Genomic DNA, 26,207 nt, shown 5'->3' with positions numbered 1-26,207 from the left:
GAATCTCCCGTGATCCGCGTTTCGGATCTTTGTGATCCGCGATGCGGAACACTATAGTGGACGAATGCCGTCCTCGGGGGAAAATTTTGCAGCCGGCCGCGACGAGGGCATCCAAGTATTGCGTCGCGCCGCCGCCGCGCTGGACGAGATCGCCGCGGAGCCGGGGCGGTTGCGTCTGGTCGACCTCGGTGAGCGTCTCGGGCTGGCCAAGTCGACAGCTCGCCGGCTGCTTGTGAGCCTGGTCGAGGTCGGACTGGCCAGTGTCGATCCACAGGGCCGTTTCTCCCTCGGCGACCGATTGCTGGGGTTAGGCAGTTCCGACGACGCGCACATCGCGGCGGTATTCCGGCCGACGATCGAACGGGTAGCGCGCGCGACCGACAGCGAGACGGTCGACCTCTCGGTTTTGCGGGGCCGGCGAATGTGGTTCGTCGACCAGATCGAATCGTCGCATCGCCTGCGCGCCGTGTCGGCCGTCGGCGTCCGGTTCCCGCTGGAGTCGACCGCCAACGGCAAAGCGGCCCTCGCGGCCCTCGACGACGCCGACGCCGAGGCGGTGATCTCCCGCTTGGATCCTGGGTCCGCCGACCGCCTCCGCGCCGAGGTGGCCGAGATCCGGCGCACCGGAATCGCTTTCGACCGAGACGAACACACGCCGGGTATCTCGGCGGCCGCGATCGCGCGACGCGGGGTGGGCGACAATCTGGTCGCTATCTCGGTGCCGGCACCGACGGAGCGCTTCCGGGAGAAGGAACAGCGCATCGTGGCGGCATTGCGCGCGGCCGGCGAATCGGCGGCCTGGCCGCGCTAGCGTCAGCGGAGCACGTTGATGCCGGCGTGATTGGAGTTGGGGACGGCCGGGTTACCCCTCGAAAGCTCGGCCGTTCCAACGTCTAGATGCCCGCTTAGCAGGGCACTGCGGCGGAGGAGAACAGCTTTCCCCACTCGTGCCGAGCCGCGGATTGCGCGTCGGTGAAGCTCGGTGTCTTTTCGCCGTCGCCGGCCAGGTGTACCAGCGCCCACGCCATCGCGAATACCGGCACCTTGTGCCGCAATGCCGCGCTGTGCAATTCGTCCAGGGCCGCTTCCGACGGGCACCGGCGAAGGCCGATGAGAATGCCCCGCGCGGTGTCGAGGATGCGACCAGAGTGTGGGCCACACGAGGTCTGGGCGGGAACCCAGTTCGTCGTCATGTTGTGGATACCTCCTGCGGCGCCGTCACGAATCCACCACTCGCACAGCGGACGAGGAATTCCTGCGCTACGCATCATCGCGGCCGCAAACCTCAAAGGCGCCCTGTGCCATGATTTGTCGATCTTTCGCGTTGTGCCAGACCATCGCCGCGATCGATACCCGCCTGTGACCGTTCCGGGATCTGTTGCTAATCAACCAATCCGGTGAAGTGCCTGGTCGGTGCCGGAATCCGTGATCTTCGGGTCAGTTTGCCAAAGACAATAATTCGTCAAAGCCGGCGACGATAGCGTCATGGAACACGTCGTAGTCGGGTATCGCGGTGGTATCGACGTTCAACCCGAGACCACACGTGTCGACATAGGTGAGAAGTGTGACGTTGACCGCCGCACCGATGGTGGGTCCGAACGCGTACTGGGACCGCACCGCTGCACCGCCGAGGTAGACCGGCACGGGAACGCCCGGCACATCGCTGGCCACGAAATCGACGTGGCGCAGAACCGAGCCGATGTACCACCGGGGCACCAGATTGAGCACTCCGGCGATCAATTGCGTGTAGGGCAGCGATCTTTCGTTCCGTACCGCCGCGGTGCGCTGGCGTATCGCCGCGATGCGCTTTGCCGGATCCGCCTCGCCGACGGGCACGTCGAAGCGCATCAACGTGATCCGGTTCCCGCCAATGCCATCGGCTTCGGTCCGCAGGCTGATCGGCATCGTGATGTGCAAGTCATTCACCGCGACGCCGTGCTTCTCGTGGTAGAGGCGTAGTCCACCCGCCACCCCAGCGACGAAAGCGTCATTCAATGCCCCACCGCAACGGTGCGCCGCTTCCCGAAGCGGCCGCGTCGGCACCTGATGCACCCCGAGACGCCGGATCAGGCCACGGTCCGTCGCCAGCGGTGACCCGGTTCGGCTGATCGGCCGGACGGTTCGGTAGACCGATGCCGCGGTGGTCGCCGCGGACCGGATCGTGGCGACGGGCCGCCGGACGCCGTCGTACATCAAACGTGGCACCAGGGAGGCCGCACCCGTCAGGGCGCTGCTGAGCAAGCCGGTGTCGTAGCGCGCGGCGTCGCGGTAACCCCCCAGCAGCGCTGGGGCCGCGACCTCCGGCTCGGGCGGCATGGGTTCCCCGGAATACAGATCTTCCGAGAGGTCGAACAGGTGCATCGCGATCTGGACCCCGCCGACCCCATCGGTGAGCGCGTGGTGAAACTTGCAGATCACGGCCGCGCCGCCGTTTTCCAGACCCTCGACGAACGTCGTTTCCCACAACGCGCGGGCCCGATCGAAATCCTGCATCTCGGCCAATCGGGCCATCTCGAGCACGTCGTCAAGCGTTCCGGGGGCCGAAACTGTCGCTCGCCGCAGATGGTAATCGAGGTCGAAGTCCCGGTAACGCTCCCATCGCGGCGGGGCCGGCGGAGGTGACTGCACCACGCGCTGCCGGAACATGGGCAACGTGCGGCTGATCAAGTCGAATCGCTTCCGCACTTCGTCCCAGTCTGGGGACCGGTCCAGAAGTACGACGCTGACCACGGTCGATCGCAGCCGTGGGTCAGTCTCCATCGCCCAGGTGAACGCGTCTGTGGCGCGCATGAATGCAGTCATGTCGGTGCTCCTTGCACCGAACGTACGACGGCGAGCGCCCTAGGTCACCGGGTTATCGGCAGCCGATGACTTTGGTCACCACAGATAGCGCCTTTCGTCGACTGCCCCGGCGCCCTACAGAATCGCCTTGAGATCCTTGGCCCTGGCGATGTCGTCCCAATCGACGTCGAGTTCCAGCAGGATCTCTTCCGTGTGCTGACCGTGTTCCGGCGCACGCGCGGGCGCCGGCGGGGTCTCGTCGAACTGAACGGGCGCGGCGACGATCCGGTACTTCTCGCCGTGGTCGTCGACGTTGGTCACCACGTACCCGTTCGGTTCGACCTGCGGATCGTTGAGCGTCTCCCGCGGCGTCGCCAGGGCACCCCACACGCCCGGCTCGTCTTCGAGCACCTTCTGCCAGTGGGCGAGATCATGGCGGGCGAACACGTTGGCCAGGATCTCGGTGGCCTCCGCGGCGTTGGCGATCAAGTTGCTCGACGGCACGAATCGCTCATCGGTGACCAGGTCAGCCAGGCCCACGCGCTCACAGAACCCTGCCCAGAACTTGTCCGGCTGCAGGAACACCAACTGAATCCACCTGCCGTCGCGGGTCTTGTACCTGTTCACGAGCGGGTTGATGGCCAACCCCGGCGGTGCGCCCGGTATCCCGTCGATGTCGAAGAAGTCGGCCGCCGAGATGGACGGCGCTATCGCCCACATCGCCTGGGCCAGCAGCGAGGAGTCGACGATCGTCGGTTCACCGGTGCGTTCGCGGTGGAAGAGCGCGGCGCATACGCCCCCGGCGAGCGTCGCCCCACCTTGGAGGTCGCCGAACCCCGGACCCTGCACCGCGGGCGTGTCCGTGCCGAACGGCGTGAGCGTGTAAGCGACACCGCCCCGGGCGAGATAGGTGGCCGCGTCGAACCCGCCGCGGTCGCGGTCCGGCCCCCGCACCCCCAGCCCGGTGCCGCGCGCGATGATGATTTTCGGGTTGAACGAACGGATGTCGTCCACGGTGAGCCGGGCCCGCTCGAGCGCCCCGGGCAGCCAATTGGTAAGGAACACATCCGCACTCGCCAAGAGGCGGCCGAATAGCTCGCGACCGGTTGCGGACTTGATGTCGATGGCGATGCTGCGCTTGCCTCGGTTGCCCAGCTCGAGGATGAAGTCGGCGTCCGGGCGCGCCGCCTGCCGGGTGAAGCCGCCGACGACCAGCGCGCGCCCGGGGTCCCCCGAGACCACACCCTCGACTTTGATCACGTCGGCGCCCCAGTCCGACAGGGCCGCACCGGCCGACGGCACGTAGGTCCACGACGCCAATTCGACCACCCGCACCCCTTGCAGGACACCACCGCGCACGCCAGACATCCCCAACTCCCTCGGTCGACCGGTTCATTCCTTGCTATTTTAGATATTCTAGCTAGTCTAGGGCGTAGTGGTAGCCCAGCTGCAGGTCAGAGCAGTTTTTCGTGGAAGAGATGCGATGAATCCGACCGTTGGCCCGATTCCAACACCCGTGACCCCGCATATCCCGGCGAAAAAGGGCGGCCGGCGGAGTCATTGCGGCCACACCGGTGGTGGCACAGACGAATAGTGTTGGGCCCCAACGTGGGTCGCGATGTGGATACACGGACGAAGGACGGGCGATGGGCAGGGTAACCGGCAAGGTGGCCGTGATCAGTGGCGCCGCGCGCGGCCAAGGCCGTTCGCACGCGCGGATGCTGGCCGCCGAAGGCGCGGACATCATCGCGGTGGACCTGTGCGCCGACATCGAGACCAATGAGTATCCCCTGGCCCGGCGGGAAGACCTCGACGAGACGGCCCGGTTGGTCGAGAAGGAGGGGCAGCGCGCGTTCACCGCGGTCGCGGACGTTCGCGATCGGGTAGCCCTGTCCGCCGCGATCGATGAGGGCGTCGCCGAGTTGGGGCATCTCGACGTCGTCGTCGCCAACGCGGGCATCTGCCCGCTGACCGCGGGCCTGCCGCCGCAGGCCTTCGCCGACGCCGTGGACGTGGACCTGGTCGGCGTGCTGAACCTGGTGCACGCGAGCCTCAAGCATCTGCAGGCCGGCGCGTCGATCATCGTCATCGGTTCCAACGCGGCGTTCATGTCATCGATGAACACCACCGGCATCGACGGGGGGCCCGGCGGCGCCGGGTATGCCTTCGCGAAACTGGCTGCCGCGCATTACGTCAACGACTTCGCCCTGGCGCTTGCCCGGTTCTCGATCCGGATGAACGCGGTGCACCCCACCAACGTCAACACCGACATGCTGCACAGCCCGCCGATGTATCGGGCCTTCCGGCCGGACCTGAAGGATCCGACCCGCGAGGATGCCGAACCGGTTTTCCCGCTCGTGCAGGCAATGCCGATCCCCTATGTCGAACCCGAGGACATCAGCGAGGCGGTGTTGTTCCTGGCCTCCGACGCGGCGCGCTACATCACCGGGCAGCAGCTCCGTGTCGACGGCGGCGGCTTCCTCAAGGTCAAGCCGTGGTCGGGTGCGTGAGATCGATGACCGACTCCGCAACGGGTGCCCAGCGCCGGCTGTACGAGCTGATGGTGCTGATGAAAGCGGCCGACGACCGGCTGTCCAAAGGCATCGGCACCGGCGAGTTCATGTGCGTCTACTGGCCCTCGCGCGGCCAGGAGGCCATCGCCGCCGCGATGGGCGTGGCGCTGCGCCCCAACGATCAGCTGGTGACCACGTACCGCGGCCTGCACGACCTCATCGGCAAGGGTGTCCCGCTCGAGGAGATTTACGGCGAGATGATGGGACGCACCGTCGGCGCCAGCCGCGGCAAGGGCGGCACCATGCACATCGCCAATCCCGGTAAGGGCGTGATGCTTTCGACCGGGATCGTCGGGGCCGGACCGCCGGTGGCGGTGGGACTGGCGATGGCGGCCAAACGCAAGGGCTCCGATCGCGTCACGGTGGTCAGTTTCGGTGACGGCGCGACCAACACCGGGTCCTTCCACGAGGCGGCGAACATGGCCGCGCTGTGGGACCTGCCGATGGTCTTCGTCTGCCAGAACAACCAGTACGCCGAGATGACGCCCACGGCCGACACCATGAAGCTCGAACGCGTCGCCGACCGGGCGGCCGGCTATGGCATGCCCGGGGTGCGCGTCGACGGAAACGACCCGCTGGCAGTGAAATCCGCACTCGAGGACGCGCTGCGGCGGGCCCGCTCCGGTGACGGCCCCACCTTCATCGAATGCGTGACGTTCCGCTTCCGCGGCCATTACTTCGGCGACCGGATGCCCTACATTCCCAAGGATCAACTTGCCGCCGCGATGGAAGCCGACCCGGTTCCCCGGTTCCGCAGCCACCTCGCCGACACCGGCATCTGCACTCCGGACGAACTCGACCGCATCGACGACGAGGCGCTGGCGGCGGTGGAAACGGCACTGCAAGCCGTGATGGGCGCCGATTCCCCGTCTATCGAAGAGCTGGACCTGGATGTGTACGCGACCCCGATCAGGTTCCCGGTATGAACATGCAAGAGCGGGAGATGACGATGCGCGAGGCGCTCAACCTCGCGCTGGATCAAGCGCTCGCCGCCGACGACCGGGTGTTCCTGCTCGGTGAGGACATCGCCGATCCCGGCGCGTCCGGACCGACCGCGGGCCTGTCGACGAAGTACGGTCACGACCGCGTCCTGGACACACCGATCTCCGAGGCGGCGATCGTCGGCGCGGCCATCGGCGCCGCCATCGACGGCCTGCTGCCGGTGGCCGAGATCATGATCATGGATTTCATCGGCATCGCGGCCGACCAGCTGATCAACAACGCCGCGAAGCTGAGGTTCATGACCGCCGGACGCACAACGGCGCCGATCACCATTCGCACCCAGGTCTACGCCGGGCTGGCCACAGGTGCCACGCATTCGCAAAGCCTCGAGGCCTGGTTCATGCACATCCCGGGCATGAAGGTGATCGTGCCGTCCACACCCCGGGACGGGAAGGGCCTCCTGACCTCGGCGATCTTCGACGAGGATCCCTGCCTCTTCGTCGAAACCATTCGGCTGCAAGGCAAGAAGGGTCCCGTCCCCGTCGATCCCGCGTTCTCGATCCCGCTGGGCCGAGCCGACATCAAGCGGCCGGGCACCGACGTGAGCCTGATCGGCTACGGACGCTGCGTGCACGACGCCCTCACCGCCGCGGCCACGCTGGACGAGCAGGGCGTGAGCGCCGAGGTCGTCGATCTGCGCACGCTGGTACCGCTCGATGTCGAGACCATCGTCGACTCCGCCCGCCGCACCCGCCGTGCCGTCATCATCCATGACGCCGTCCAATTCGCCGGCCCCGGAGCGGAGCTCGCCGCGATCCTGCACGCGGAACTGTTCTCCGAGCTGGCCGCGCCCGTCGAACGGGTGGCCGCCCGATTCGTCCCCAACCCGGCCGCGGCGGCGCTCGAGGCGCAGGTGTACCCCTCCCCGGCACGAATCGTCGCCGCGGCGCTGAAGACTTTGGGAAGGACCCTGTCGGGGGCGAGAGTGCATGGCTGACTTCATCATCCGCATTCCGCGGGTCTCGGTGGCCGTGTCGGAGGCCGAGCTCACCGGCCTTCTCGTCGACGCCGGCCAGCATGTGGACGCGGGCACACCCATCTACGTGATCGCCACCGAGAAGGTGGAACAGGAGATCGAAGCGGGGGCATCGGGCACCGTGCAATGGACGGGCCAGGTCGGCACTACCTACGACATCGGCGCCGCAATCGGCGTCATCACTTCTTGAACCAGGAAAGGTGAGCACGTATGGATCTCAACGAGACTCGCGAGAGAATCATCTACCAGAAAGAGGGACCCATCGCCCGGGTCACGCTGAACTGGCCCGAGAAGGCGAACGCCCAGGATCAGAAGCTGGCCGAAGAGGTCGACGCCGCGCTGCTGGACGCCGACCGCGACTACGACATCAAGGTGCTCGTCCTCAAGGCCAACGGCAAGGGCTTCTGCTCCGGACACGCCATCGGTAACAACGCCGTCGACTATCCGGCTTTCGTCGAAGGTGCCAAAGTCATGGGCACGCCGTGGAAGCCGCAGACCGACCTGTTCGTAAAGCCGGTGCTGAACCTGTGGGAATTCTCCAAACCGACGATCGCACAGGTGCACGGCTACTGCGTCGGCGGGGGCACGCACTACGGGCTGACCACTGACATCGTCATCGCCTCCGAAGACGCCTACTTCTCCTACCCGCCGCTGCAGGGTTTCGGCATGCCATCGGGTGAATGTTCAATCGAGCCCTGGGTTTTCATGAACTGGCGACGTGCGGCCTATTACCTGTACCTCGCCGAGGTGATCGACGCCAAGAAGGCCCTGGAGTTCGGTCTGGTCAACGAGGTGGTACCGCGTGACCAGCTCGACGACCGGGTGGAGGCGATCGCCCGCCACATCGCGCAGGCGCCGATGACCACGCTGCTGGCCACCAAGGCCAACTTGAAGCGGGCCTGGGAGCTGATGGGCATGCGGGTGCACTGGCAGAGCTCGAACGACCTCGTCGCCCTGGCCTCGGTCAGCAGGGACGTCCAAGAGCTGATCCAGACGGTGTTCAGGGACAAGGTGCTGCCGTCCGAGCACGCGCGGCGACAGGCCGCGGCGGCTGCGTCGACCGACGGCACAACGGCCACTTAGGGTTCCGCGGGGCTCGCGCCAGTGAATCTTGCCGATCACGCCACGAGGGCCGGGCAGGCGCCGGCCCTGATCGTCGCGGGCGGTGACACGATCTCGCACCACGAGCTGTACGTCCGCAGCCAGCGCGTCGCCGCGGTGCTGCACGGCGCAGGGCTGCGCCCAGGCGACGGCGTGGCCCTGATCTTGCCCAACCGGGCCGAGTTCCTCGAAATCACCTGGGCCTGCCAGCTTTCCGGCCTCTATTACACCGCGGTCAACACCCACTTCACCGCTGACGAGGCCGCCTACGTCATCGACGACTCCGATGCGCGGGCGGTCTTCATCGACGCCACCATGCCCGAGCTTGCCGCCCATGTCCGCGCGGCCAACCCGGCCGTCACCGTTCACCTCGCGGTGGGGGGAGCCTTGCCACGCTGGCGCGCGTACGAGGAGGCGCTGGCGACGGCCGGTGCCGCACCGCCCGCATCGGACGGGTCGGAGATGTTGTATTCGTCAGGCACCACCGGCAGGCCCAAGGCGGTCCGCCGGCCGCTTCCGACCGACGGGAACGGCTCCTGGGCTCAGGCGGTGCTGGAATTGGCGCTGACCCACAAGTACGGGATGAGCCCGTCAAGCGTCTACCTCTCCCCCGCGCCGCTGTACCACGCCGCTGGAGTGAACTACACCATGGCGGTCAATCGCGTCGGCGCCGCGGCGATCCTCATGCGCAAGTTCGACGCCGAGACCGTCCTGCGGTTAATCGAGGCGCACCGCGTGACGCACGCCCAGTTCGTACCCACCATGTTCGTACGAATGCTCAAGCTGCCCAGGTCGATTCGGGAAAAGTATGACGTGTCGAGCCTGCGATGTGTGATCCACGCGGCCGCGCCCTGCCCCGTCGACGTCAAGCACCACATGATGAAGTGGTTCGGGCCGATCATCCACGAATACTACGGCGGCACCGAGGGATTCGCGGGAACGACCATCGGTCCGGAGGAATGGCTGGCCCATCCCGGTTCGGTGGGCAAACCCATGTCGCCGGTGCATGTCATCGGAGACGACGGCGTCGAGTTGCCCGCCGGCCACGCCGGTGAGCTCTTCTTCGAAGGCGGGCCCGACTTCCAATACTTCAAGGACCCCGCCAAGACCGCCTCGGTGTACAACGACCGCGGCTGGCGCACCCTGGGCGACATGGGGTACGTCGACGACGACGGCTATCTCTACCTCACCGACCGGTCCACGTTCATGATCGTTTCCGGCGGGGTGAACATCTACCCCCAGGAAGTCGAGAACCTCCTGATCATGCATCCCAAGCTTTTTGACGCGGCCGTCTTCGGCGTCCCCAACGACGAGTTCGGCGAGGAGGTCAAGGCCGTCGTACAGCCGATCGACGGTGTCCGGCCGGGGCCCGACCTCGAGGCCGAGCTCATCGAGTACTGCCGGGCGCACCTGGCGGGCTACAAGTGCCCGCGCACCGTCGAATTCGCTCCGGAATTGCCCCGGGACCCGAACGGAAAGCTGTACAAGAGACGCATTCGCGAGCGTTACTGGCAGGGGCGGGCAACGCGAATCGTGTAATCGAAGAGGGATGGCGAGATGGCTTCCAAGACAGACTCAGTGACAAGCTCGGTGGGCACGGACAGGAACTGGACACCGCTACCGGTGCCGTGGGCGGTCCAGACCGCCGACCGCATTCCCAAACAGCGCTACTACGACCAAGAGTTCTACGCGCTGGAAGCGGAGGCCTTCTGGCCGCGCGTCTGGCAGATGGCGTGCCGGCTCGAGGAGATTCCCAAGCCCGGCGACTTCGTCGAATACGAGATCCTCGATCAGTCGATCATCGTGGTGCGTGTCGACGCGGACACGGTGCGGGCCTACCACAACGCGTGCCGCCATCGCGGGGTGAAGCTGGTGGAAGGCAGCGGCTCCCGGCGGACTTTCGTTTGCCCCTTCCACGGCTGGTGCTGGGGCATCGACGGGCGCAGCACGTTCGTGTTGCGACCGGAGGCGTTCGCCGCCGAAAACATGAATCCGCAAGATCTGCAGCTGGTTTCGGTGCGGTGTGAGACCTGGGGCGGATGCGCGTGGATCAACCTCGACGACGGGGCCCCCGCGCTGCGCGACTGCCTGGAGCCCTTCGCGTCGACCTACGACGCCTGGCGGGTGGAATCGCTGCGGGTTGAGTGGTGGCAGTCGTGCCGGTTGCCGGTGAATTGGAAGCTGGCGGCGGCGGCGTTCATGGAGGGCTACCACGTCCCCCAGACCCATCCCCAGCTGCTGCCGTCGGCGCAGAACGGGGGCCTCGCCAAATCGGCGGTGCATCCCGTCGTCGCGAGCAGCCTGTACTTCATGCGTACCCTCGGCACCGGCATGGGCGGCATGACGCACGACAACGACATCCGAATCGCCGAGGGACTGCAGAACATCGAGCTGCCCGCCGATCCCGCGGCGGCGATGAATGCTTGGCGCAGCGCCCTCAACGACGCCGTCGTCAGCTGGCATCGGGCCCGGGGCAGCACCATGCCCGACCTCAACGAGCTGGTCCGCCGCGGGATCACCGACGCGATCGGGTTCTGCTTCCCGCACTACTTCATCCTGCCCACCTACAGCAGCGCGTCGTCGTACCGCATCCGCCCGCTCGGCCCCGAGGACACCCTGTTCGAGATCTGGTCCCTCACCAGGTTTCCCGACGATGTTTCCGCGGGCAGGCCCCAGCCCCCGGAGCCGATGGCGCCCGACGACCCGCGCTGGCCACCGATCCCCGCGCAGGACTTCTCCAACCTGCCGAGACAGCAGGAAGGGTTGCACTCCAAGGGCTTCGAATACATGCGCCTGTCGAACCAGATCGAGGGCCTGATCTCCAACTTCGAACGCGTCGTCGACGGCTTCCTCGCCGGCCTGCCGCACGAGGCGTTGGTGCCCGCGATTCAGAAGACCAACACCACCATCGACGTACCGATCGCCGACCTGGCCTTCAGCGCGGAGGCACGATGACCACCCGGTGGGACCGCTTCGTGGATCTGCTCATCGCGGGCAGCGGCGGGGGCGGCATGGTCGCGGCGCTGGCGGCGCTCGACTCCGGCATCGAGCCGCTGGTGATCGAAAAGCAAGCCCTGGTCGGAGGTTCCACCGGCCTTTCGGGTGGCATGGTGTGGCTGCCGAACAACCCGCTCATGCGCGCCGAAGGCATCCCGGACTCGCACGAGGACGGCCTGGCATATTTCGACGACGTCGTGGGCGACATCGGTCCGGCCTCGTCACCGGCGCGCCGCGAGATGTTCCTCAGCGCAGGATACGAAATGATCAACTTCCTCACCCGCAAGGGTGTTCGGTTTGTGCGGTGCCCCGGCTGGAGCGACTATTACCCGAACCACAAGGGGGGCAACGAAGCCGGCCGTGCGATCGAGTGCGTCCCGTATGACGCCGCCGCACTGGGCAGCTGGCGTGACAAGGTCCAGCCCTCGATGGCCAAGGCCTACGGCGGGTTCGTGCTCAAGACCAACGAGCTGCGTTCGGTGCAGTACTTCAATCGGTCGCCGCGAGCTTTCGCGGTGGCGATGCGAGTGTTTGCGCGCACCAGGGCCGCCCGGCTCCGCCGTCGGGAGATCCTCACCAACGGCGCCTCGCTCATCGGTCAGATGCTCAAGGCGCTGATCGATCTGCGCGCCGAGCCCCCGATCTGGGCCGGCGCGGCGATGGAGGACCTGATCGTCGAGGACGGCAGGGTCGTCGGCGCGCGCGTCTCGCGTAACGGCGAGGCGCTGAACATCGCGGCGCGCAAGGGCGTCCTGCTGGCCGCGGGCGGCTTCAGCCGTAACGCGGACATGCGCCGCCGCTACAGCGGGGAGCAGCCGAACGAGGGACTCTGGTCGATCGCGAACGCCGGCGACACCGGTGAGGTGTTGCAGACCGCGATCCGGCTGGGCGCCAAGACCGACCTGATGGACGAGGCCTGGTGGCTGCCGTCGGTTTTCATCGCCGACGGAGGTGACGCCGCGAAGGCGCTGGGCAGCGGGCGGCAGCGCCCCGGCGCCGTCTACGTCGACGGAACCGGCCGGCGGTTCTGCAACGAGTCCAACTCGTACGTCGAGGTCGGCAAGGCGATGTACGCAAACAAGGCGGTGCCGTGCTGGATGGTCTTCGACGAGGGCTACATCAGCCGGTACGTTTCGGGGGCCAACCCGCTCAAGAAGCGTCGCCTCCCCGAAGAACTCATCACCCGGGGGGCGGTGATGCGGGGTAGGACCATCGGCGATCTGGCGCGCCAGATGGGCGTCCCGGCCGACGCGCTGGAGCAGACGATCAAGCGCTTCAACGGTTTTGCGGCCAAGGGCCTCGACCCGGACTTCGGGCGCGGTCAGTCGGCGTACAACGACTGCCTTGGTGATCCCGGCCATCGCCCGAACGCCGCTCTCGGCCCGCTCGAGCGGTCACCGTTCTACGCCACCAAAGTCGTTCCGGCCGACGTCGGAACCTGCGGCGGGGTGATCACGAACGAGCACGCCCAGGTGCTCGACGAGGACGACCGCGTGATCGACGGACTGTACGCAACGGGCAACATCACCGCGACTGTCATGGGCCGCAATTATCTGGGCGCGGGCGGAAGCATCGCCTACACAATGGTGTTCGGCTATGTCGCCGCCCGGCACGCCGGCGGCCGGGGTGTCGCCGGCGATCCAGGCCGCTAGGTCCCGGCATCCTTCTCGTCGCGGCCGACGAAATCGCGTGGCTTCATGCCCGATTGCTTCAGCTCGGCCCGCCGCGCCTGGACGTCGGAGGCGGCGCCGACCATGTTCGTCAGGATGTGGCTGACTTGCAGGTGCACCCGCATGCCCATCAGTTCCCACGCGCGCTTCACGTTGTTCTTCACCGCCATCAGCGTGGTCAACGGGATTTGGGCGATCTTGCGCGCCATCTCCTCGACGACATCGTCGAGGTCTTCGCGCGGCACCACCTTGTTGAGCAGGCCCCAGTCGAGGGCTTCCTGCGCGGAGAGCGTCGGGGCCAGCAGCAGCCAATCCATGGTGCGATGCCAGTTCATCAGCAACCACGGTTCGATCATGGTGTGCCCGCCGGGCTCGCCGAGGCTTTGGGCAAGCGGCATTTGGAAATACGCGTCCTCCGACGCGACGCAGAAGTCGGTCAGCAGACCGAGATAGATTCCGCCGCCCATGCAGTAGCCGTGAATCGCGGAGATGGTCGGCTTCGGAAACTCCCACAGGTACAGCGTCGGCCACAGGAACAGGTCGGCCGTGCCCTTGTACAGATCCTCGAACGTCTCGCCGAAGTCGGGATACGGGTTTTCGTCGGGGCCCCAGCGGGCCACATGTCCGCCGCAGAACCCTTTCCCGTTGGCCTTGAGGATGACGACCTTGATCTCCTTGTCACGGTCGGCCTCGTGCAGGCATTCGTCGACCTCGGTGACCAGGACCGCGTCCTTGGTGTTGGCCTTGTCGACCCGGTTCAGGATGATCCGCGCAATCGGCGGCTCGCGCTCATAGATGATCGCTTCGAGGACGCGCCGCTCCATTTGCGTGACATTACCCGGCCGGCAGCCGAAATGGCACCGCCAAATGCCATTTCGGCAAGCCTCGATTTGTACGGCGAAAACTCTTGCTACTCAGCGAGCTTCGCGCCGTGCGCGCGCCAGCAGCCAGGCGTAACCCTCGGCTTCACCGGCGGCCAACAGGTCGAGATCAGCGAACGCCGCGGGAAGCTCACCGGCGACCGCCCGAAACGGCCCCGCGGCGGCCCCCACTTCGCTCAGCACAGCGATCGCCAGCACGCCGCCGGGCGCCAGGCGTTCGATGATCGCCCGGTCGAGGCGCCGGTCCCGGAATCTATGGCACAGGATGACGTCGACGGACGGCCCGGCCGGCAGACCGTCATCGAGGTCGGCGACTTCGAAGCGGCACCGATCGCTCACGCCGGCGCGCTGGGCCAGCTCGCGCGCCTGGCCGACCGCCACCGGGGAGACGTCCACACCCACCACCTCGAGCCCGCGCATCGCGAGCCACACCGCGCCGACTCCGGGTCCGCAAGCGAGATCGAGAGCCCTTCCCGCAGTGGGCAATACATCTACATGGGGTGCCAAAAAGTCGGGTGGTCCCACCGCCTCCACCGACGGCGGTGTTCTGGTCGCGTACCGCTCGTCCCAGCGATGCCGGTCCGCCTCGGCCATAACCGCCACTCTAGTGGCACCTGCTGTTCTGGACAGCTGTCTGTAAATCTCTGCCGACGAATACCGGACCGGCCTTTGGGGGGTGACGCAAAACGACAGCGCCGGGCGCGGATCGGCCCCCGGGCAAGACCCGGAAGGAAGTTGTTCGCGTTCTCGCCGCCTTCCTACACTGGACGGGTGTCTAAAGATGCGGCTCGCCGGTCCGATCGCCGGCCCGGACAGACGATCCGCAAGGTCCTGGATGCCGGGCTGGAGGAGCTGCGCGCGTCGTCGTACGCCAACCTGACGATGCGTTCGGTGGCGAGTCGCGCCGGAGTGTCGCCGGCCAGCGCCTACACCTACTTTCCGTCGAAAAGCGCACTGGTCGCGGCGGTGTACCTGCGCTTTCTCCGCGAGCTGCCGCTGCATACCGATGTCAACGACACCACCAAGACGCGGGTCAGCGCGACGTTGCGAGACATGGCCGTCGTGGTAGCCGACGAGCCCGAACTGACCGCCGCGTGCGGCGCGGCCCTGATGGCCGACGATCCGGCGGTGAAGCCGATTCGGGAGCAGATCGGCCAGGAGGTGGCCACCCGGATCGGCGCCGCACTGGGGCCGGGCTGGCCGCGCGCCGTGAAATCGACGCTGCAGATGACCTTCTCCGGCGCTCTGATGACCGCCCGGTTCGTCAGCTTCGACGAGATTGCGGGACAACTCGACGAGGCCGTCAACCTGATTCTGGGTGCATCCGTGGCGTAAACCGCTGCGCGGCAACGATTAAGCGACCGGCGTTAAGCACCGTGTCGTAGTGCAAAGTTCGGCCTTCCTGCCGCGCGGCACCCTAAGGTTCGCAGTGAGCATTCATAATGGCGGAAGTGTCCGGCCGCGTTAACCAGCAACGATCGCCTGCTTCCAGCCGCTATGATCCGGCTGTGGGGATCATCGACTACGGGTTCGCCGCCCGTTAAATGCGCAGTCACGGTTGGGCAGGGAACACGCCCGCCTCCGACGAGGAGGCGATCGAGCGCATCCTGGATGCCGCCGACAAGATCATCGACGAACGCGGCTCGGCGCTGCGGATCGCCGACGTGGCGCGGGTGCTCGGGGTCACCCGGCAGACCGTGTATCGGTACTTCCCCGGGACGCAGGCGCTGTTGGTGGCGTCGGCGATGCGATCGGCCGACGGGTTCCTGGATCGGATGGCGGCCCACCTCGAGGGGGTCACCGATCCCGTCGTGGCGATGACCGAAGGAATGGCGTACGCCATCGAAGAGCTGGCCTCGGACAACCAGGTCGAATTCGTGCTCAACCAACGTCATCGCGGCGGCCAGAAGGTCTCCATCATCTCGGACACCGCCCTGGCGTTCGGCCGGTCGATGCTGCATCGCTATGACATCGATTGGGAGAGTTACGGTTTCGACAAAGACGGCCTCGACGAATTGAACGAATTCAGCCTGCGGGTGCTGCATTCGTTTCTCGCCGACCCGGGGCGCCCGCCGCGCAGCGGTGCCGATCTGCGGCGCTATCTCACGCGTTGGCTCGGACCGGCGATCGCCTACCCGCAGATGGAGCGCGCGATGGACGCGCTGCAAAGCCCCGAGCCGCCGCGAACGCGACGGCGCCCTTTCAGGGCATCCTGACCCCGTCATCGTGCGACGTTGACGACGACCAGAAGGAGCGGGCATGACGGGTCTCGGACAGATCGCTCTGAATAGTGCGCCCGTGTTCGGCGGCGCGATGCTGGCCGTCGCCGCGGGGCAATTCCGGGGCCCGGATTATCGGGGGCTGATCAAGCAGGACATGGACTTGCTGGACCGGCTGCCGCCGGAGGCCGCCAAGAGGCGCGCCGAGCTGCAACGCACCATCGACGCCCGCATCGACGACCTGATCGACACGGCGGACCGGAGCCGGGCGCTGCGCAAAGCGGCGCTGTCTTACCAGGGGAACTGGCGGGACGTGGTGCTGCTGGTCTGCGTGGTGCTGTTCACCATCATCTGGTGGGAGGTCGACCACAGCCGGGGCAACTGGCTGCCCATGTTCGTGCTGCTCATCATCCTGACCGTCGTGACCGCCGCCTACGCGTTTCGCGGTGTACTCCGGGCCGCCCGTTCGTTCGTGCACAGGCGACCCCGTGCGCCTGGTGCCGACGCGACGCGGTAGCACGCCGGCGGCCGCAACCGCATAACGCGCGCACTTTGTCACCCTGTGACAAAATCACGCTGTGAAGGCGCATCGTCTCGGCAGTTTGATTTGTGCTGTGCTGGCACCCTTTTGGGCGCTCCCGGTCGCTCCCGTCGCGGCCGCCGGGCCGTGCCCCGATGTCGAGGTGGTGTTCGCCCGGGGTACCAACGAGCCGCCCGGCGTCGGCCGGATCGGGCAGAGCTTCGTGGACAGTATGCGGCCGCGTGTCGGCGGCAGGTCCCTCGGCGTGTATCCCGTCGACTACCCGGCGACCACGGACTTCCCCAGGGCCGTGGATGGCATCAGCGACGCGGGCGCGCACGTCGAACACATGGCCGCCTCCTGCCCGCGAACGAGGATGGTGTTGGGCGGATACTCCCAGGGCGCGGCCGTGATTGGCTTCGTCACCGAAAGCGCGGTGCCGGACGGGGTGCACCTGGTCCAGGCGCTGCAGCCGATGCCGGCCGAGGTCTCCAACCACGTGGCGGCGATCGCGCTCTTCGGAAAGCCGTCGAGCCAGTTCATGAACATCATCAACGAACCGCCCGTGACGATCGGCCCCCCGTACGCGGCCAAGACCATCGAATTGTGCGTGCCCGGCGACCCGATCTGCTCGGACGCGGGAAACCCCGTCGCGCACCGCCAGTACGTCGAGGCGGGCATGGTCGACCAGGCGGCCGATTTCGCCGCCGGCCGCGTATAGACCGGCGCTCAGCGCGATCCGGCCCCGGCCTCGAGGACCTCGAGGGCCGCATCGATGTTGGGGATGATCGTCGGACCGTAGCTGGTCACCAGCTGCCCGAGGGCGCGAGCGATGTGCGGTCCGACGGCGCCGGCGGCGAGGACCTCTTCGGCCAGGACGATGCCGTTCACCAGGTGGGCGGCGCTCAGGCGGCCGTCGGGGGTGACTTCATAACGCCAGTGGCCGATCTGCACCCGCTCCGGCTGCGACCGGAAGAAGCCGCGGCGCGCGGGAGCGAAAATCACCCCCGGAACGCCGGAGAAGACCCTCAGCACCAGCCCGACTCCCCCGGGACCGGACAAGGCCGTTCCGATGGACTCGCCGACCCGCTCGTAATCGAGGCTCGTCATCAATCGCTCATGGGCAGGACGAACGACGGCGTCAGCGTCTGCACCTCACCGCCGCGACGCACCGCGGTTCCCGCGACATAGAACTCCACGGTGTGATGCCCCCACGCGTAGTTGGAAATGGCGAAGTGCACCCCGACGACGCCGGTTCCGCCATCGCGCTCGGCCTCACTCTGCATGCGCGACATCGCCAGCTCGCGCGCCTGGTAGCTCCCCTGCGTCCACTGGGGCATCTCGGCGTTGCGTCCAACCTGGCCGAGCGTGCGCAGGAACCCTTGCACGGCGATGTGGAACACGCAGTTGCCCATCACGAACGCCACCGGGACGAATCCCGATCGCAGGAGGGTGGTCAGATCCTGCCCGGACAGGTGACTGGTGAACGCCTGCCCGTTGGAACGGCGATACGCCCCGGGCTTCTCCGTGTATCGCACCGCGGTGCCGACCGCGATGAACTCCAGATGCTCGCCCTCGCCCTGATGACGCCATTCGAGGCGGACGCCGACCACGCCGTCCGCGCCCAGCGAATCGGCCTCCGCCTGCATCCGCGACATCGCGTTCCAGCGCGCCCGGTAGGTCGCGTCGGTGAGCACGGGCAGTTCGGATTGTTGCCGGATTCCGGTGAACTGATACCCGACGTGGTAGACCGAGACACCCATCACGAGTTCGATCGGCTCGAACCCGGCCCCATGCAACAAGGCGAATTCGTTGATCGACAGATCGGAGGTGAACACTTTGCCTGCGTGCGACAGTCGTTCGCTGGCAACTGGGTCGAGCGGGTTCGGTTGCATTGTCAAAACACCCTCCTGCGGTTCGCAGGACAGCCTAGGCCGCCGGGCCGCCTCGCACACCCACAACGTGCGTCTTTCCGGTGCACCGGTGGCGAAATCAGGGTGCCCGGGGGCGGCGGGCCCGGCCCGCGCCGGCACGGCCACGGCGTAGACGCGATCGATTTGCTGTCGCCCGGCGGTTTCGGCGCGCTCAGTGCGCGGCTTGCGCGGCGCCGATCATCGTGTGCAGCTCCTCGACCGACCAGGGTTCGGCGTCGTGGTGGTCGCGGTAGCCCAGCATCCGCGGTGTCGGCCGGTCGAAGCTACCGACGAATCCGCCTGCCGCGACGAACATCTGACCCGTCACGCTCCGCGCCAGGTCGCTCACGAGATACGCGTAGAGCGGAGCCACGAATGCGGGCGGGGCGCTGTCGAGCGAGGCCCGCATGGTCATTTCGTCCAGTAGGCCGCGCCGGTGCAGGTCTTCGATGTGCTTCTCGTACTCGGCACCCGTGGACAGACGTGTCCGGGCGCCGGGGCACACCACGTTGGCTCGCACGCCGTGGCCCTTCAGTTCGGCGGCGATGGCCATGGTCAGGGCGTTCACTGCGCCCTTGCCCGCGGGATAGCCGGTGCCGCCGTAGTCGCCCAGAAATGCGACCGAACCGGTGTTGACGATGGCGCCGTGCCCCTGCGCGGCCATGACGCGAGCCCCCGCCCGGCACGTGTGGAACGCGGTGCCGAGGTGGGCGCTGATCAGGCGGTCGAAGTCGCCCGGCGCGATGTTCAGAATCGAGGAGCCGGGCGGCTCGGCGATCCCCGCGCAGTTGACCAGTGCGTCCAGCCGTCCGTACCTGCGCACGCAGTCGTCGACCAGGAGGCCGGCGATGCGCTCGTCATCCGCGGGTCCGACCACCGCGCTGGCACGGCCGCCGGACGCCGTGACCACGGCGACGGTCTCCTCGACCGCGTCCGCGTCGCGCCCGTTGACGACCACGCCGGCTCCCAGGCCGCAGAGCAGCTCGACGACTGCCCGTCCAATCCCACGGCTGCCGCCGGCCACCGCCACGCCACGCCCGTCCAGCAGGCGCCCGTCAATATTCATCGCCGCCGTAATGCATTGTGCGCGAACGGCTCTCGGCTAGGGATGAGAGCAAGTCGCGGGAGATCGGTCTCGAACATTAGGCGAACAGTACCCAGCTGGGACAGAAATGAGAATTGCGGTCGACACCTTCCGACACGCGCGTAGGTGAGCAGCGCCGGTGACTCCGGATAACCGGCATGCCGCTCCGCTTTGCCGGCTGCCGGCGGTTCGAAGCCGAAAGAGCCGGATAATCCAGTTCCGGTCAGATGATGGCACCGGCCTGGCAAGCGTCTGACGCTTTGCTGCGATGCCCTTCGTAAACGGTTGGGAGAAGAGCCGGGGCCGAGTTGCGGTAAGCGATCGCGGGCACACGCGATGGGGCGTATAGTCACAAATGAAGTCCGTTCTGGACGTGTCGCCGTTTAGCTCAAAGCGGCCAGTCAGCCGCACGGCTACTGAGCTTGACATGGCTCCGGCGATCAACACTCGAGTCATCTCCCTTAGGTAACCAGCGCGTTCGATAAACGACCAGTCCTGCGGATACAGGTGCAGTGAGGCGACGTGCGCATAGCTGCCAGTCTCGCTGCACACGACTCAGAGGAGTGAGTCAGTAATGCAGAAATGTTTGTACACCAAAGCTTTCAGGATCAGCTGCGCCGAGAATGGGCGCGTGCGCCTATGACCAATGTGATCGCTCCCGCCCGTCCTGCTTCCGCCCCTTCGGCCCCGCGCCGTGACAAAAAAGCCGACGATTCGTACGACGACGTGGTCGAAATGTTCGTGCTGCTGCGCCAGCTGCCGGCCGAGTCGCACGACTACCGTCGCCAGCGCGAACGGATCGTGACCCGATGCCTGCCCCTGGCCGACCATGTGGCCAGCCACTTCGCGCGCCGCGGCGAGGGTCTCGATGACCTCATCCAGGTGGCACGACTGGGGCTGATGAACGCCATCAACAGGTTTGATCCCGACAAAGGGCCCAGCTTCATCGGCTTCGCGGTCCCGACCATGATGGGCGAGGTTCGCCGGTACTTCCGCGACTACAGCTGGGGCATGCGGGTACCGCGGAGGCTGCGCGAATTGCACGTGCAGATCAGCAGGACGACTGGCGATCTGGCCCAGAAGCTGGGGCGCGCGCCCACCGCGGGCGAGCTGTCGCAAGCGCTGGAAGTCCCCCGCGAGGAAATAGTGGAATGCCTGGTGGCGGGCGACGCCTACCGCCTGGATTCCCTGGACGCGCCGGTGGGCGCGGACAGCTCGGGCACGCCCCGACTGGTCGCGGACGCGGTCGGCGGCATCGACCCGCAGATCGAGCACATCACCAACCGGGAAGCGCTGCGCGTCCTGGTTGCCGCACTCCCCGAGCGCGAACGCGAGGTCTTGCGCATGCGATTCTTCGAATCGATGACGCAGAGCCAGATCGCCGAGTGCATCGGGGTCTCGCAGATGCAGGTGTCCCGCATTCTGGCCAGCACCCTGCGCTGCCTGCGCGACCAACTGGATTAACCCCTGCACTCTCCCCAGGGGCCTTCGGGGCCACGGTGGCGCCGCGCCGCAATGTACTGTGCGATTCGGGAACGAACTCGACGGTGGCGCCGGAGGCAGCCTGGAAGGGAGCTCGAGCTATGAGGACTTCACGGACGGTGGCCGCGGGCGTCGCGGTGACGACGGCGCTGGCGGTGGCGGTAGCGGGGTGCGGCAAGAATTCGACGACGTCAACGCCGTCGAAGTCGGGGTCGTCCAGCTCGGCCACCAGCGCGCACAGCTCGGCACCGACTTCGTCGGCCGCCGCGCAGCCGAGCGAGTACACCGGACTGTTGATCCAGGCGAGCGACATCAACGCGCCGATACCGTTCACCGGCACCCCACCGACCCCGAACCCGAATGGCCAGCCGGGCGTGGCGACGACGTTCAAGGACGAGGACGGCAGCCACGTCATCAAGGACACCATCCAGGTGTTCGCGGACCCCGGCGCCGCCACCGACGCGCTGAACACGGCCAAGGGCGCTCAGGGTGACGTGATCAAGAACCCGACGACGCAAGCCGCCAACGTCGGAACCGGCGGAACGACGTTATTGGGCAACAATCCGGACAAGAGCAAGGGCGTGACGATACTGCTGTTCACCGAGGGCAGGGCCTTCGTCACGCTGCAGTTCGACGGCCCGCCCGACACTCTGGCCCCCGCGGATTTCGTCAACGACGTGGGCCAGAAACAAGATGCGGCCATCAAGAAGGGGCTCGGCGGCTGATCGCGAACTGACCGCCCACCACCAAGGAGCCCGATGACCATCATCAACGGCCTGCCAGCCCATGCCCTGTTGCTGCACTTCGTGGTCGTGCTTGTACCGCTGACCGCCCTGCTCGAGATCGTGTGCGTGGCCTGGCCGACAGCGCGGCGGGGCCCACTGTTGTGGCTCGCAGTGCTATCGGCTGCGGCCACCATGGTGTTGACGCCGATCACGGTGAACGCCGGGGAATGGCTTTACGACCTGAGGGCCAAACCCACCGCCATCCTGCAGAAGCACGCCGCTCTGGGCGCGACGATGACCTACTTCTCCGCGGCACTGCTGGCGGCCGCGGTGGTGCTGGTGGTGATGCGGGTGATCGAACGCCGCTCGGACAAGCGCCGCGTGGTCGTCCGGGCGACTATCGCGATCCTGGTGCTCGCCGTCGCCATCGCATCGACGGTCCAGATCTACCGCGTGGGTGATGCTGGGGCCCAATCGGTTTGGGGTGGCGAGATCGCGCACCTGAAAAAATCCAACCCGGGCTAGCGGTCGTCGCGGCGCCTATGCACTGGGGGTAAGTAGGAACAGGCGGAACTGGCGCCCGCCCGCCCGATCTTGCGCTAGTTGATAGTTCGGCCAGTGCGCCAGCACCTCTGACCACGCTTTGTCGCGCTCCTCGCCGGTGAGCAACCGCACCGTCGCGACGAAGCGCTGTCCGCGCCTGCGGACGGTAACTCGCTGCGTGGCTTTCAGATTCGCCGACCACGACGGGTGGCGGTCCCGGCCCCAGTTGGAACCGACCAGCAACAGCCCATTCTCGACGGGCACGTACTGCACCGTCGCCGTGCGGGCGAGGCCCGTTTTGCGACCCGACGTCGTGATCCGCACGTTCGGCAGACCGGCGAGGTCCAACACGCCGAGCCGTCCGCCCGTCGCGAACCGCAGCAGCGTCTCAACAGCTTCCGCGACCGGCCGGCCATTGAGGACGAACCGGCGGTAGGCCGTCGGATTGCCGGCCAGCCGCTGGAGCGGATTCATACGGTGACTGTATTCCCGTGCGGGCCGGCCCGGGCGTCGCAGCGATGAAATCACCTTGACGGAACGGGGATTCGAATGCGGATGCGTAGCACATCGCCGCGGCGCCACGCCTGTTAAATAAACTGCTTGATTTAATCGGGCACGCGGTGTTCACTGAGGCGATGACCGCCGAGCGGATGGCCCGGTCCGACCGATCGACAGGCACTCGGGACGCGATCCTGTCGGCCGCGGAAGTGCTGTTCGCCGAACGCGGCATGTATGCCGTATCGAACCGGCAGATCAGCGAGGCGGCCGGGCAGGGCAACAACGCCGCGGCTTGCTACCACTTCGGCACCAGGACCGACCTGCTCCGGGCGATCGAGAGCAGGCATCGGGAGCCCATCGAGGAGCTCCGCGCGCAAATGTTGGCCGCCATCGACGATTCGACCGACCTGCGCGACTGGGTGGGCGCATTGGTGCGGCCACTCACCGATCACCTGCACGCGCTCGGGGCGCCCAGCTGGTACGCGCGGTTTGCCGCCCAGGCCATGGCCGACCCCACCTACCGCCACGTCGTCACCAAAGACGCGCTCGCGTCGCCGCTGCTGGTGCAGACCATCGACGGCATCAACCGCTGCCTCCCCGAGCTGCCCAGGCGGGTGCGTTCCGAACGCATGGTCATGGTGCGCAACCTGCTCATGCACACCTGCGCCGAGCACGAAGGCGCCTTGGCCGAGCACGGACCACGTTCGCGTTCGGCCTGGCCGGTCGCCGGCGAAGGCCTGATCGACGCCATCGTCGGCCTGTGGCGCGCACCGGTGCACGTGGGTGCGGCAGGCGGCTAGTCGACCGAAAACCAAAGCAGGCCAGCAGCAAGGAGAACGATGACCGACGTCTCGACCGCCACCGATATTCCGGAGTTCCCGATGTCGCGCGCGCCGGGTTGCCCGTTCGCCCCGCCGCCAAAGGTGTTGGAGCTCAACGCCGACAAGCAGCTGAGCCGGGTGCGGATCTGGGACGACAGCACACCCTGGTTGATCCACGGCTATGAGGCGATCCGGGCGTTGTTCACCGACGCGCGCGCCAGCGTCGACGACCGACTGCCCGGCTATCCGCATTGGAACGCGGGCATGCTCGCGACGGTGCACAAGCGCCCGCGGTCGGTGTTCACGTCCGACGCCGAAGAACACACTCGGTTCCGGCGGATGTTGTCAAAGCCCTTCACGTTCAAGCGAGTTGAGGCGCTACGGCCGGCGGTGCAGAAGATCACCGACGATCACATCGACGCGCTGCTGGCCGGCCCCAAGCCGGGCGACATCGTCAGCACGTTGGCGCTGCCCGTCCCATCGCTGGTCATCAGCCAATTGTTGGGCGTGCCCTACGAGGACGCCGACTTCTTCCAGGCCCAAGCCCAACGGGGCATGGGCCGCTACGCCACGGAGGAGGATACGGCCCAGGGCGCCGCATCGTTGGCGAAGTACCTGGCCAATCTGGTGCGGGCCAAAATGCAAAGCCCCTCGGAGGATTTGGTGTCCGACCTCGCCGAGCGGGTCAACGCCGAAGAGCTCAGCGTCCGCGAGGCCGCGCAGCTGGCCACCGGCGTGCTCATCGCCGGTCACGAGACCACCGCCAACATGATCAGCCTGAGCGTCGCGGCCCTACTCGACCATCCCGACCAGCTGGCGTTGATGCGCGACAGCGACGATCCGAAGGCGATTGCCGTCGCGGTCGAGGAATTGATGCGCTACCTGAGCATCATTCAGACGGGCCAGCGCCGCATCGCGGTCGAGGATATCGACGTCGGCGGCGAGACGATCCGCGCAGGCGAGGGCATCATCCTCGACGTGGCGCCGGCGAACTGGGACACCCGGCAATTTCCCGAGCCCGACCGGCTAGACCTGCGCCGGGAGGACGGCCCGCACGTCGGCTTCGGCTACGGTCGCCACCAGTGCGTCGGGCAGCAGCTGGCCCGGATGGAACTGCAGATCGTCCTGCCCACCCTGCTGCGCCGCGTCCCGACACTGCGGCTCGCGGTGCCCCTGGAAGAGCTGCCGTTCAAACACGACGCGCTGGCCTATGGCCTCTACGAGCTTCCGGTGACATGGTGAGTGGACGATGATGTCATCGCAAACCCACACCCTTTACCCCGCGGGTGTGATCGGTGCGCCCAAGCACCGCCGCGGTCACGCCGCCGGTGCCAGCACGGGCCTGCCCCCCCGGCACCGAGGTGTTCTCCGCCGACAACCACATTTCGGTGGCCGAGGACATCTTCTACGAGCACTTCCCCGACGACCTGAAGGATTACGCGCCGCGGATCTGGTACGAGGACGGCGCGTACCTGCTCGGGCGGCCGGGGCAGTCGATGGTGGTCGGCGATTTCAGCGCGGTGCTCATGCAATACGACGACCTGGCCGGTGCTGTCAGCAGCAACATCGATGCCCGTGTGCGTGAGCTGGCCGAAGACGGTGTCGACAAGGAACTGGTGTTTCCCAACGCGGTGCTGGCGTTGTTCCACTATCCCGACAAGGCCCTGCGGGAGCGCATCTTCCGCATCTACAACGAACACATCGCCGCATTCCAGGAGCGCTCCGGTGGCCACTGCTACGGTGTCGGTCTGATCAACTGGTGGGATCCCCGCGGAGCCCGGCGCACGCTGACCGAGCTGAAGTCCCTGGGGCTCAAGACGTTTCTGATGCCGATCAGCCCCGGCAACGACGACAACGGCCGCGCCATCGACTTCTCGGGCGCCGCGATGAGTCCGGTGTGGGACGAAATCGAGGACGCCGGGCTGCCGGTCACTCACCACATCGGCGAGAGCCAGCCGAAGGTCCCGAGCGAGGTCAACAGCGTCGCGGTGGCCATGATGGTCAACATCGACTCGTTCCGGGAGATGTTCTCCAAGTACGTCTTCGGCGGCATCCTCGACCGCCATCCGCGGCTGCGGGTCGGCTGGTTCGAGGGCGGTATCGCCTGGGTCCCGCCGGCTTTGCAAGACGCCGAGCACGTACTGGCCTCGTACCGGCACATGCTCGCACATCAGCCCGAACACGACGTCCGTTATTATTGGGACACCCACATGTGCGCCTCGTTCATGGTGGACGGCCTTGGGCTCGCCCAGATCGACGAGATCGGGATCGACAAGGTGATGTGGTCGTCCGACTACCCGCACAACGAAAGCACCTACGGATATTCGGAGCGGTCACTGGCCGCCGTGGTCGACGCCGTCGGTCCCGACGACGCCGTCCGCGTCGTCAGCGGGAACGTCAGAAGCTTCTTGGGTGTCTGAG

At 66.8% G+C, this 26,207-nt stretch carries 27 protein-coding genes and 1 pseudogene; 19 read left to right on the top strand and 9 right to left on the bottom strand.

All coding sequences use genetic code 11. The annotated features are described in order from the left end of the window. Positions 1-64: 64 nt before the first annotated feature. The gene (locus tag A5758_RS15095) at positions 65-811 is read left to right on the top strand and encodes an IclR family transcriptional regulator (protein WP_067741243.1); all 747 of its coding nucleotides are present in this window, start codon (positions 65-67) and stop codon (positions 809-811) included. Positions 812-905: 94 nt separating this feature from the next. Here the strand turns inward: A5758_RS15095 and A5758_RS15090 are convergent, their stop codons facing one another. The 3 genes from A5758_RS15090 to A5758_RS15080 form a co-directional block, all read right to left on the bottom strand. Then, positions 906-1,193: an ANTAR domain-containing protein gene (locus tag A5758_RS15090; protein WP_067201100.1), complete on the bottom strand. Its 288-nt coding sequence runs from the start codon at positions 1,191-1,193 to the stop codon at positions 906-908. Between the two features lie 244 nt (positions 1,194-1,437). Continuing rightward, positions 1,438-2,802, bottom strand: coding sequence for a wax ester/triacylglycerol synthase domain-containing protein (locus A5758_RS15085; RefSeq protein WP_067741232.1), 1,365 nt, complete (start codon positions 2,800-2,802; stop codon positions 1,438-1,440). Positions 2,803-2,916: 114 nt separating this feature from the next. Further along, positions 2,917-4,149 (bottom strand): CaiB/BaiF CoA-transferase family protein, encoded by a 1,233-nt coding sequence (locus tag A5758_RS15080; protein WP_067741229.1) that lies wholly within the window; start codon positions 4,147-4,149, stop codon positions 2,917-2,919. A 278-nt stretch (positions 4,150-4,427) separates the two neighbouring features. On the opposite strand from A5758_RS15080, the gene A5758_RS15075 reads away from it, so the two are divergent. The 8 genes from A5758_RS15075 to A5758_RS15040 are packed head-to-tail and all read left to right on the top strand — an operon-like array spanning position 4,428 to position 13,082. Next, the gene (locus tag A5758_RS15075; RefSeq protein ID WP_067201105.1) at positions 4,428-5,291 is read left to right on the top strand and encodes a mycofactocin-coupled SDR family oxidoreductase; all 864 of its coding nucleotides are present in this window, start codon (positions 4,428-4,430) and stop codon (positions 5,289-5,291) included. 5 nt (positions 5,292-5,296) lie between these two features. Then, positions 5,297-6,280: a thiamine pyrophosphate-dependent dehydrogenase E1 component subunit alpha gene (locus tag A5758_RS15070; RefSeq protein ID WP_067741361.1), complete on the top strand. Its 984-nt coding sequence runs from the start codon at positions 5,297-5,299 to the stop codon at positions 6,278-6,280. Between the two features lie 2 nt (positions 6,281-6,282). Further along, positions 6,283-7,293, top strand: a complete 1,011-nt coding sequence (locus tag A5758_RS15065) for an alpha-ketoacid dehydrogenase subunit beta (protein ID WP_067741226.1) — start codon at positions 6,283-6,285, stop codon at positions 7,291-7,293. Beyond that, on the top strand, positions 7,286-7,522 hold the full coding sequence (locus A5758_RS15060) for a lipoyl domain-containing protein (RefSeq protein WP_067741215.1): 237 nt from the start codon (positions 7,286-7,288) through the stop codon (positions 7,520-7,522). Before A5758_RS15065 ends, A5758_RS15060 begins: the two co-directional genes overlap by 8 nt. A gap of 20 nt (positions 7,523-7,542) precedes the next feature. Beyond that, complete coding sequence (locus A5758_RS15055) at positions 7,543-8,415, top strand: enoyl-CoA hydratase/isomerase family protein (protein WP_067201111.1); 873 nt, start codon at positions 7,543-7,545, stop codon at positions 8,413-8,415. A 21-nt stretch (positions 8,416-8,436) separates the two neighbouring features. Continuing rightward, on the top strand, positions 8,437-9,972 hold the full coding sequence (locus A5758_RS15050) for an acyl-CoA synthetase (protein WP_067741212.1): 1,536 nt from the start codon (positions 8,437-8,439) through the stop codon (positions 9,970-9,972). Between the two features lie 18 nt (positions 9,973-9,990). Then, on the top strand, positions 9,991-11,388 hold the full coding sequence (locus A5758_RS15045) for an SRPBCC family protein (protein WP_067741209.1): 1,398 nt from the start codon (positions 9,991-9,993) through the stop codon (positions 11,386-11,388). Further along, entirely contained in the window at positions 11,385-13,082 is a 1,698-nt protein-coding gene (locus A5758_RS15040) for an FAD-binding protein (protein WP_067741206.1), read from the top strand. Before A5758_RS15045 ends, A5758_RS15040 begins: the two co-directional genes overlap by 4 nt. On the opposite strand, the gene A5758_RS15035 is transcribed toward A5758_RS15040, so the two are convergent. Both A5758_RS15035 and A5758_RS15030 read right to left on the bottom strand, forming a co-directional pair. After that, positions 13,079-13,924: an enoyl-CoA hydratase-related protein gene (locus A5758_RS15035; protein ID WP_067201127.1), complete on the bottom strand. Its 846-nt coding sequence runs from the start codon at positions 13,922-13,924 to the stop codon at positions 13,079-13,081. The two genes, A5758_RS15040 and A5758_RS15035, sit on opposite strands and share 4 nt — an antisense overlap. A 90-nt stretch (positions 13,925-14,014) precedes the next feature. After that, on the bottom strand, positions 14,015-14,575 hold the full coding sequence (locus A5758_RS15030; protein ID WP_067201135.1) for a bifunctional 2-polyprenyl-6-hydroxyphenol methylase/3-demethylubiquinol 3-O-methyltransferase UbiG: 561 nt from the start codon (positions 14,573-14,575) through the stop codon (positions 14,015-14,017). A gap of 177 nt (positions 14,576-14,752) precedes the next feature. On the opposite strand from A5758_RS15030, the gene A5758_RS15025 reads away from it, so the two are divergent. The 4 genes from A5758_RS15025 (at position 14,753) to A5758_RS15010 (ending at position 17,441) form a co-directional block, all read left to right on the top strand. After that, positions 14,753-15,316 carry a TetR/AcrR family transcriptional regulator gene (locus A5758_RS15025; protein ID WP_197503680.1) on the top strand — a complete coding sequence of 188 codons (564 nt, stop codon included), beginning with the start codon at positions 14,753-14,755 and terminating at the stop codon, positions 15,314-15,316. A gap of 209 nt (positions 15,317-15,525) precedes the next feature. Further along, a complete protein-coding gene (locus tag A5758_RS15020; RefSeq protein WP_067201141.1) occupies positions 15,526-16,197 on the top strand; it encodes a TetR/AcrR family transcriptional regulator in 672 nt (223 codons plus the stop codon). A 43-nt stretch (positions 16,198-16,240) separates the two neighbouring features. Continuing rightward, positions 16,241-16,717: a hypothetical protein gene (locus A5758_RS15015; protein ID WP_067201144.1), complete on the top strand. Its 477-nt coding sequence runs from the start codon at positions 16,241-16,243 to the stop codon at positions 16,715-16,717. A gap of 97 nt (positions 16,718-16,814) precedes the next feature. Further along, positions 16,815-17,441, top strand: a complete 627-nt coding sequence (locus A5758_RS15010) for a cutinase family protein (protein ID WP_067201146.1) — start codon at positions 16,815-16,817, stop codon at positions 17,439-17,441. An 8-nt stretch (positions 17,442-17,449) separates the two neighbouring features. On the opposite strand, the gene A5758_RS15005 is transcribed toward A5758_RS15010, so the two are convergent. From A5758_RS15005 to A5758_RS14995, 3 genes are all read right to left on the bottom strand, one after another. After that, on the bottom strand, positions 17,450-17,830 hold the full coding sequence (locus A5758_RS15005) for a DUF5073 family protein (RefSeq protein ID WP_067201150.1): 381 nt from the start codon (positions 17,828-17,830) through the stop codon (positions 17,450-17,452). Next, complete coding sequence (locus A5758_RS15000) at positions 17,830-18,615, bottom strand: heavy metal-binding domain-containing protein (protein WP_067741203.1); 786 nt, start codon at positions 18,613-18,615, stop codon at positions 17,830-17,832. The genes A5758_RS15005 and A5758_RS15000 overlap by 1 nt, the downstream gene beginning before the upstream one ends. Before the next feature lie 190 nt (positions 18,616-18,805). After that, on the bottom strand, positions 18,806-19,699 hold the full coding sequence (locus A5758_RS14995; RefSeq protein ID WP_067741200.1) for an SDR family NAD(P)-dependent oxidoreductase: 894 nt from the start codon (positions 19,697-19,699) through the stop codon (positions 18,806-18,808). Positions 19,700-20,356: 657 nt separating this feature from the next. On the opposite strand from A5758_RS14995, the gene A5758_RS14990 reads away from it, so the two are divergent. The 3 genes from A5758_RS14990 (at position 20,357) to A5758_RS14980 (ending at position 22,449) form a co-directional block, all read left to right on the top strand. Next, the gene (locus A5758_RS14990) at positions 20,357-21,181 is read left to right on the top strand and encodes a SigB/SigF/SigG family RNA polymerase sigma factor (protein WP_067201158.1); all 825 of its coding nucleotides are present in this window, start codon (positions 20,357-20,359) and stop codon (positions 21,179-21,181) included. A gap of 119 nt (positions 21,182-21,300) precedes the next feature. After that, a complete protein-coding gene (locus A5758_RS14985) occupies positions 21,301-21,924 on the top strand; it encodes a hypothetical protein (RefSeq protein ID WP_067741197.1) in 624 nt (207 codons plus the stop codon). A 33-nt stretch (positions 21,925-21,957) separates the two neighbouring features. Then, positions 21,958-22,449: a DUF2231 domain-containing protein gene (locus A5758_RS14980; protein WP_067741194.1), complete on the top strand. Its 492-nt coding sequence runs from the start codon at positions 21,958-21,960 to the stop codon at positions 22,447-22,449. A gap of 15 nt (positions 22,450-22,464) precedes the next feature. Here A5758_RS14980 and A5758_RS14975 read toward each other — a convergent pair whose 3' ends face one another. Continuing rightward, on the bottom strand, positions 22,465-22,941 hold the full coding sequence (locus A5758_RS14975) for a nitroreductase family deazaflavin-dependent oxidoreductase (protein WP_067741191.1): 477 nt from the start codon (positions 22,939-22,941) through the stop codon (positions 22,465-22,467). A 146-nt stretch (positions 22,942-23,087) separates the two neighbouring features. Between A5758_RS14975 and A5758_RS14970 the strand changes: the two genes are divergently transcribed. The 3 genes and pseudogenes from A5758_RS14970 to A5758_RS14960 all read left to right on the top strand — a co-directional run bounded on the left by A5758_RS14970 (position 23,088) and on the right by A5758_RS14960 (position 26,206). Next, entirely contained in the window at positions 23,088-23,765 is a 678-nt protein-coding gene (locus tag A5758_RS14970; protein WP_067741188.1) for a TetR family transcriptional regulator, read from the top strand. Between the two features lie 39 nt (positions 23,766-23,804). After that, on the top strand, positions 23,805-25,028 hold the full coding sequence (locus tag A5758_RS14965) for a cytochrome P450 (protein ID WP_067201170.1): 1,224 nt from the start codon (positions 23,805-23,807) through the stop codon (positions 25,026-25,028). Positions 25,029-25,038: 10 nt separating this feature from the next. Continuing rightward, a pseudogene (locus A5758_RS14960) lies at positions 25,039-26,206 on the top strand (amidohydrolase family protein). Position 26,207 lies beyond the last annotated feature (1 nt).

The organism is Mycobacterium sp. 852014-50255_SCH5639931, assembly GCF_001665605.1.
In the GTDB taxonomy this organism is placed as follows: domain Bacteria; phylum Actinomycetota; class Actinomycetes; order Mycobacteriales; family Mycobacteriaceae; genus Mycobacterium; species Mycobacterium paraffinicum.
Note: the sequence above shows the minus strand (reverse complement) of the source record. Positions and strands in the feature narration are given on the sequence as shown.

What these genes read in the sequence shown, in the direction of transcription:
- A5758_RS15095 (WP_067741243.1), top strand. Translation starts at nt 65, where the DNA reads ATGCCGTCCTCGGGGGAAAATTTTGCAGCCGGCCGCGACGAGGGCATC.
- A5758_RS15090 (WP_067201100.1), bottom strand. Translation starts at nt 1,193, where the DNA reads ATGACGACGAACTGGGTTCCCGCCCAGACCTCGTGTGGCCCACACTCT.
- A5758_RS15085 (WP_067741232.1), bottom strand. Translation starts at nt 2,802, where the DNA reads ATGACTGCATTCATGCGCGCCACAGACGCGTTCACCTGGGCGATGGAG.
- A5758_RS15080 (WP_067741229.1), bottom strand. Translation starts at nt 4,149, where the DNA reads ATGTCTGGCGTGCGCGGTGGTGTCCTGCAAGGGGTGCGGGTGGTCGAA.
- A5758_RS15075 (WP_067201105.1), top strand. Translation starts at nt 4,428, where the DNA reads ATGGGCAGGGTAACCGGCAAGGTGGCCGTGATCAGTGGCGCCGCGCGC.
- A5758_RS15070 (WP_067741361.1), top strand. Translation starts at nt 5,297, where the DNA reads ATGACCGACTCCGCAACGGGTGCCCAGCGCCGGCTGTACGAGCTGATG.
- A5758_RS15065 (WP_067741226.1), top strand. Translation starts at nt 6,283, where the DNA reads ATGCAAGAGCGGGAGATGACGATGCGCGAGGCGCTCAACCTCGCGCTG.
- A5758_RS15060 (WP_067741215.1), top strand. Translation starts at nt 7,286, where the DNA reads ATGGCTGACTTCATCATCCGCATTCCGCGGGTCTCGGTGGCCGTGTCG.
- A5758_RS15055 (WP_067201111.1), top strand. Translation starts at nt 7,543, where the DNA reads ATGGATCTCAACGAGACTCGCGAGAGAATCATCTACCAGAAAGAGGGA.
- A5758_RS15045 (WP_067741209.1), top strand. Translation starts at nt 9,991, where the DNA reads ATGGCTTCCAAGACAGACTCAGTGACAAGCTCGGTGGGCACGGACAGG.
- A5758_RS15040 (WP_067741206.1), top strand. Translation starts at nt 11,385, where the DNA reads ATGACCACCCGGTGGGACCGCTTCGTGGATCTGCTCATCGCGGGCAGC.
- A5758_RS15035 (WP_067201127.1), bottom strand. Translation starts at nt 13,924, where the DNA reads ATGGAGCGGCGCGTCCTCGAAGCGATCATCTATGAGCGCGAGCCGCCG.
- A5758_RS15030 (WP_067201135.1), bottom strand. Translation starts at nt 14,575, where the DNA reads ATGGCCGAGGCGGACCGGCATCGCTGGGACGAGCGGTACGCGACCAGA.
- A5758_RS15020 (WP_067201141.1), top strand. Translation starts at nt 15,526, where the DNA reads ATGCGCAGTCACGGTTGGGCAGGGAACACGCCCGCCTCCGACGAGGAG.
- A5758_RS15015 (WP_067201144.1), top strand. Translation starts at nt 16,241, where the DNA reads ATGACGGGTCTCGGACAGATCGCTCTGAATAGTGCGCCCGTGTTCGGC.
- A5758_RS15005 (WP_067201150.1), bottom strand. Translation starts at nt 17,830, where the DNA reads ATGACGAGCCTCGATTACGAGCGGGTCGGCGAGTCCATCGGAACGGCC.
- A5758_RS15000 (WP_067741203.1), bottom strand. Translation starts at nt 18,615, where the DNA reads ATGCAACCGAACCCGCTCGACCCAGTTGCCAGCGAACGACTGTCGCAC.
- A5758_RS14995 (WP_067741200.1), bottom strand. Translation starts at nt 19,699, where the DNA reads ATGAATATTGACGGGCGCCTGCTGGACGGGCGTGGCGTGGCGGTGGCC.
- A5758_RS14990 (WP_067201158.1), top strand. Translation starts at nt 20,357, where the DNA reads ATGACCAATGTGATCGCTCCCGCCCGTCCTGCTTCCGCCCCTTCGGCC.
- A5758_RS14985 (WP_067741197.1), top strand. Translation starts at nt 21,301, where the DNA reads ATGAGGACTTCACGGACGGTGGCCGCGGGCGTCGCGGTGACGACGGCG.
- A5758_RS14980 (WP_067741194.1), top strand. Translation starts at nt 21,958, where the DNA reads ATGACCATCATCAACGGCCTGCCAGCCCATGCCCTGTTGCTGCACTTC.
- A5758_RS14975 (WP_067741191.1), bottom strand. Translation starts at nt 22,941, where the DNA reads ATGAATCCGCTCCAGCGGCTGGCCGGCAATCCGACGGCCTACCGCCGG.
- A5758_RS14965 (WP_067201170.1), top strand. Translation starts at nt 23,805, where the DNA reads ATGACCGACGTCTCGACCGCCACCGATATTCCGGAGTTCCCGATGTCG.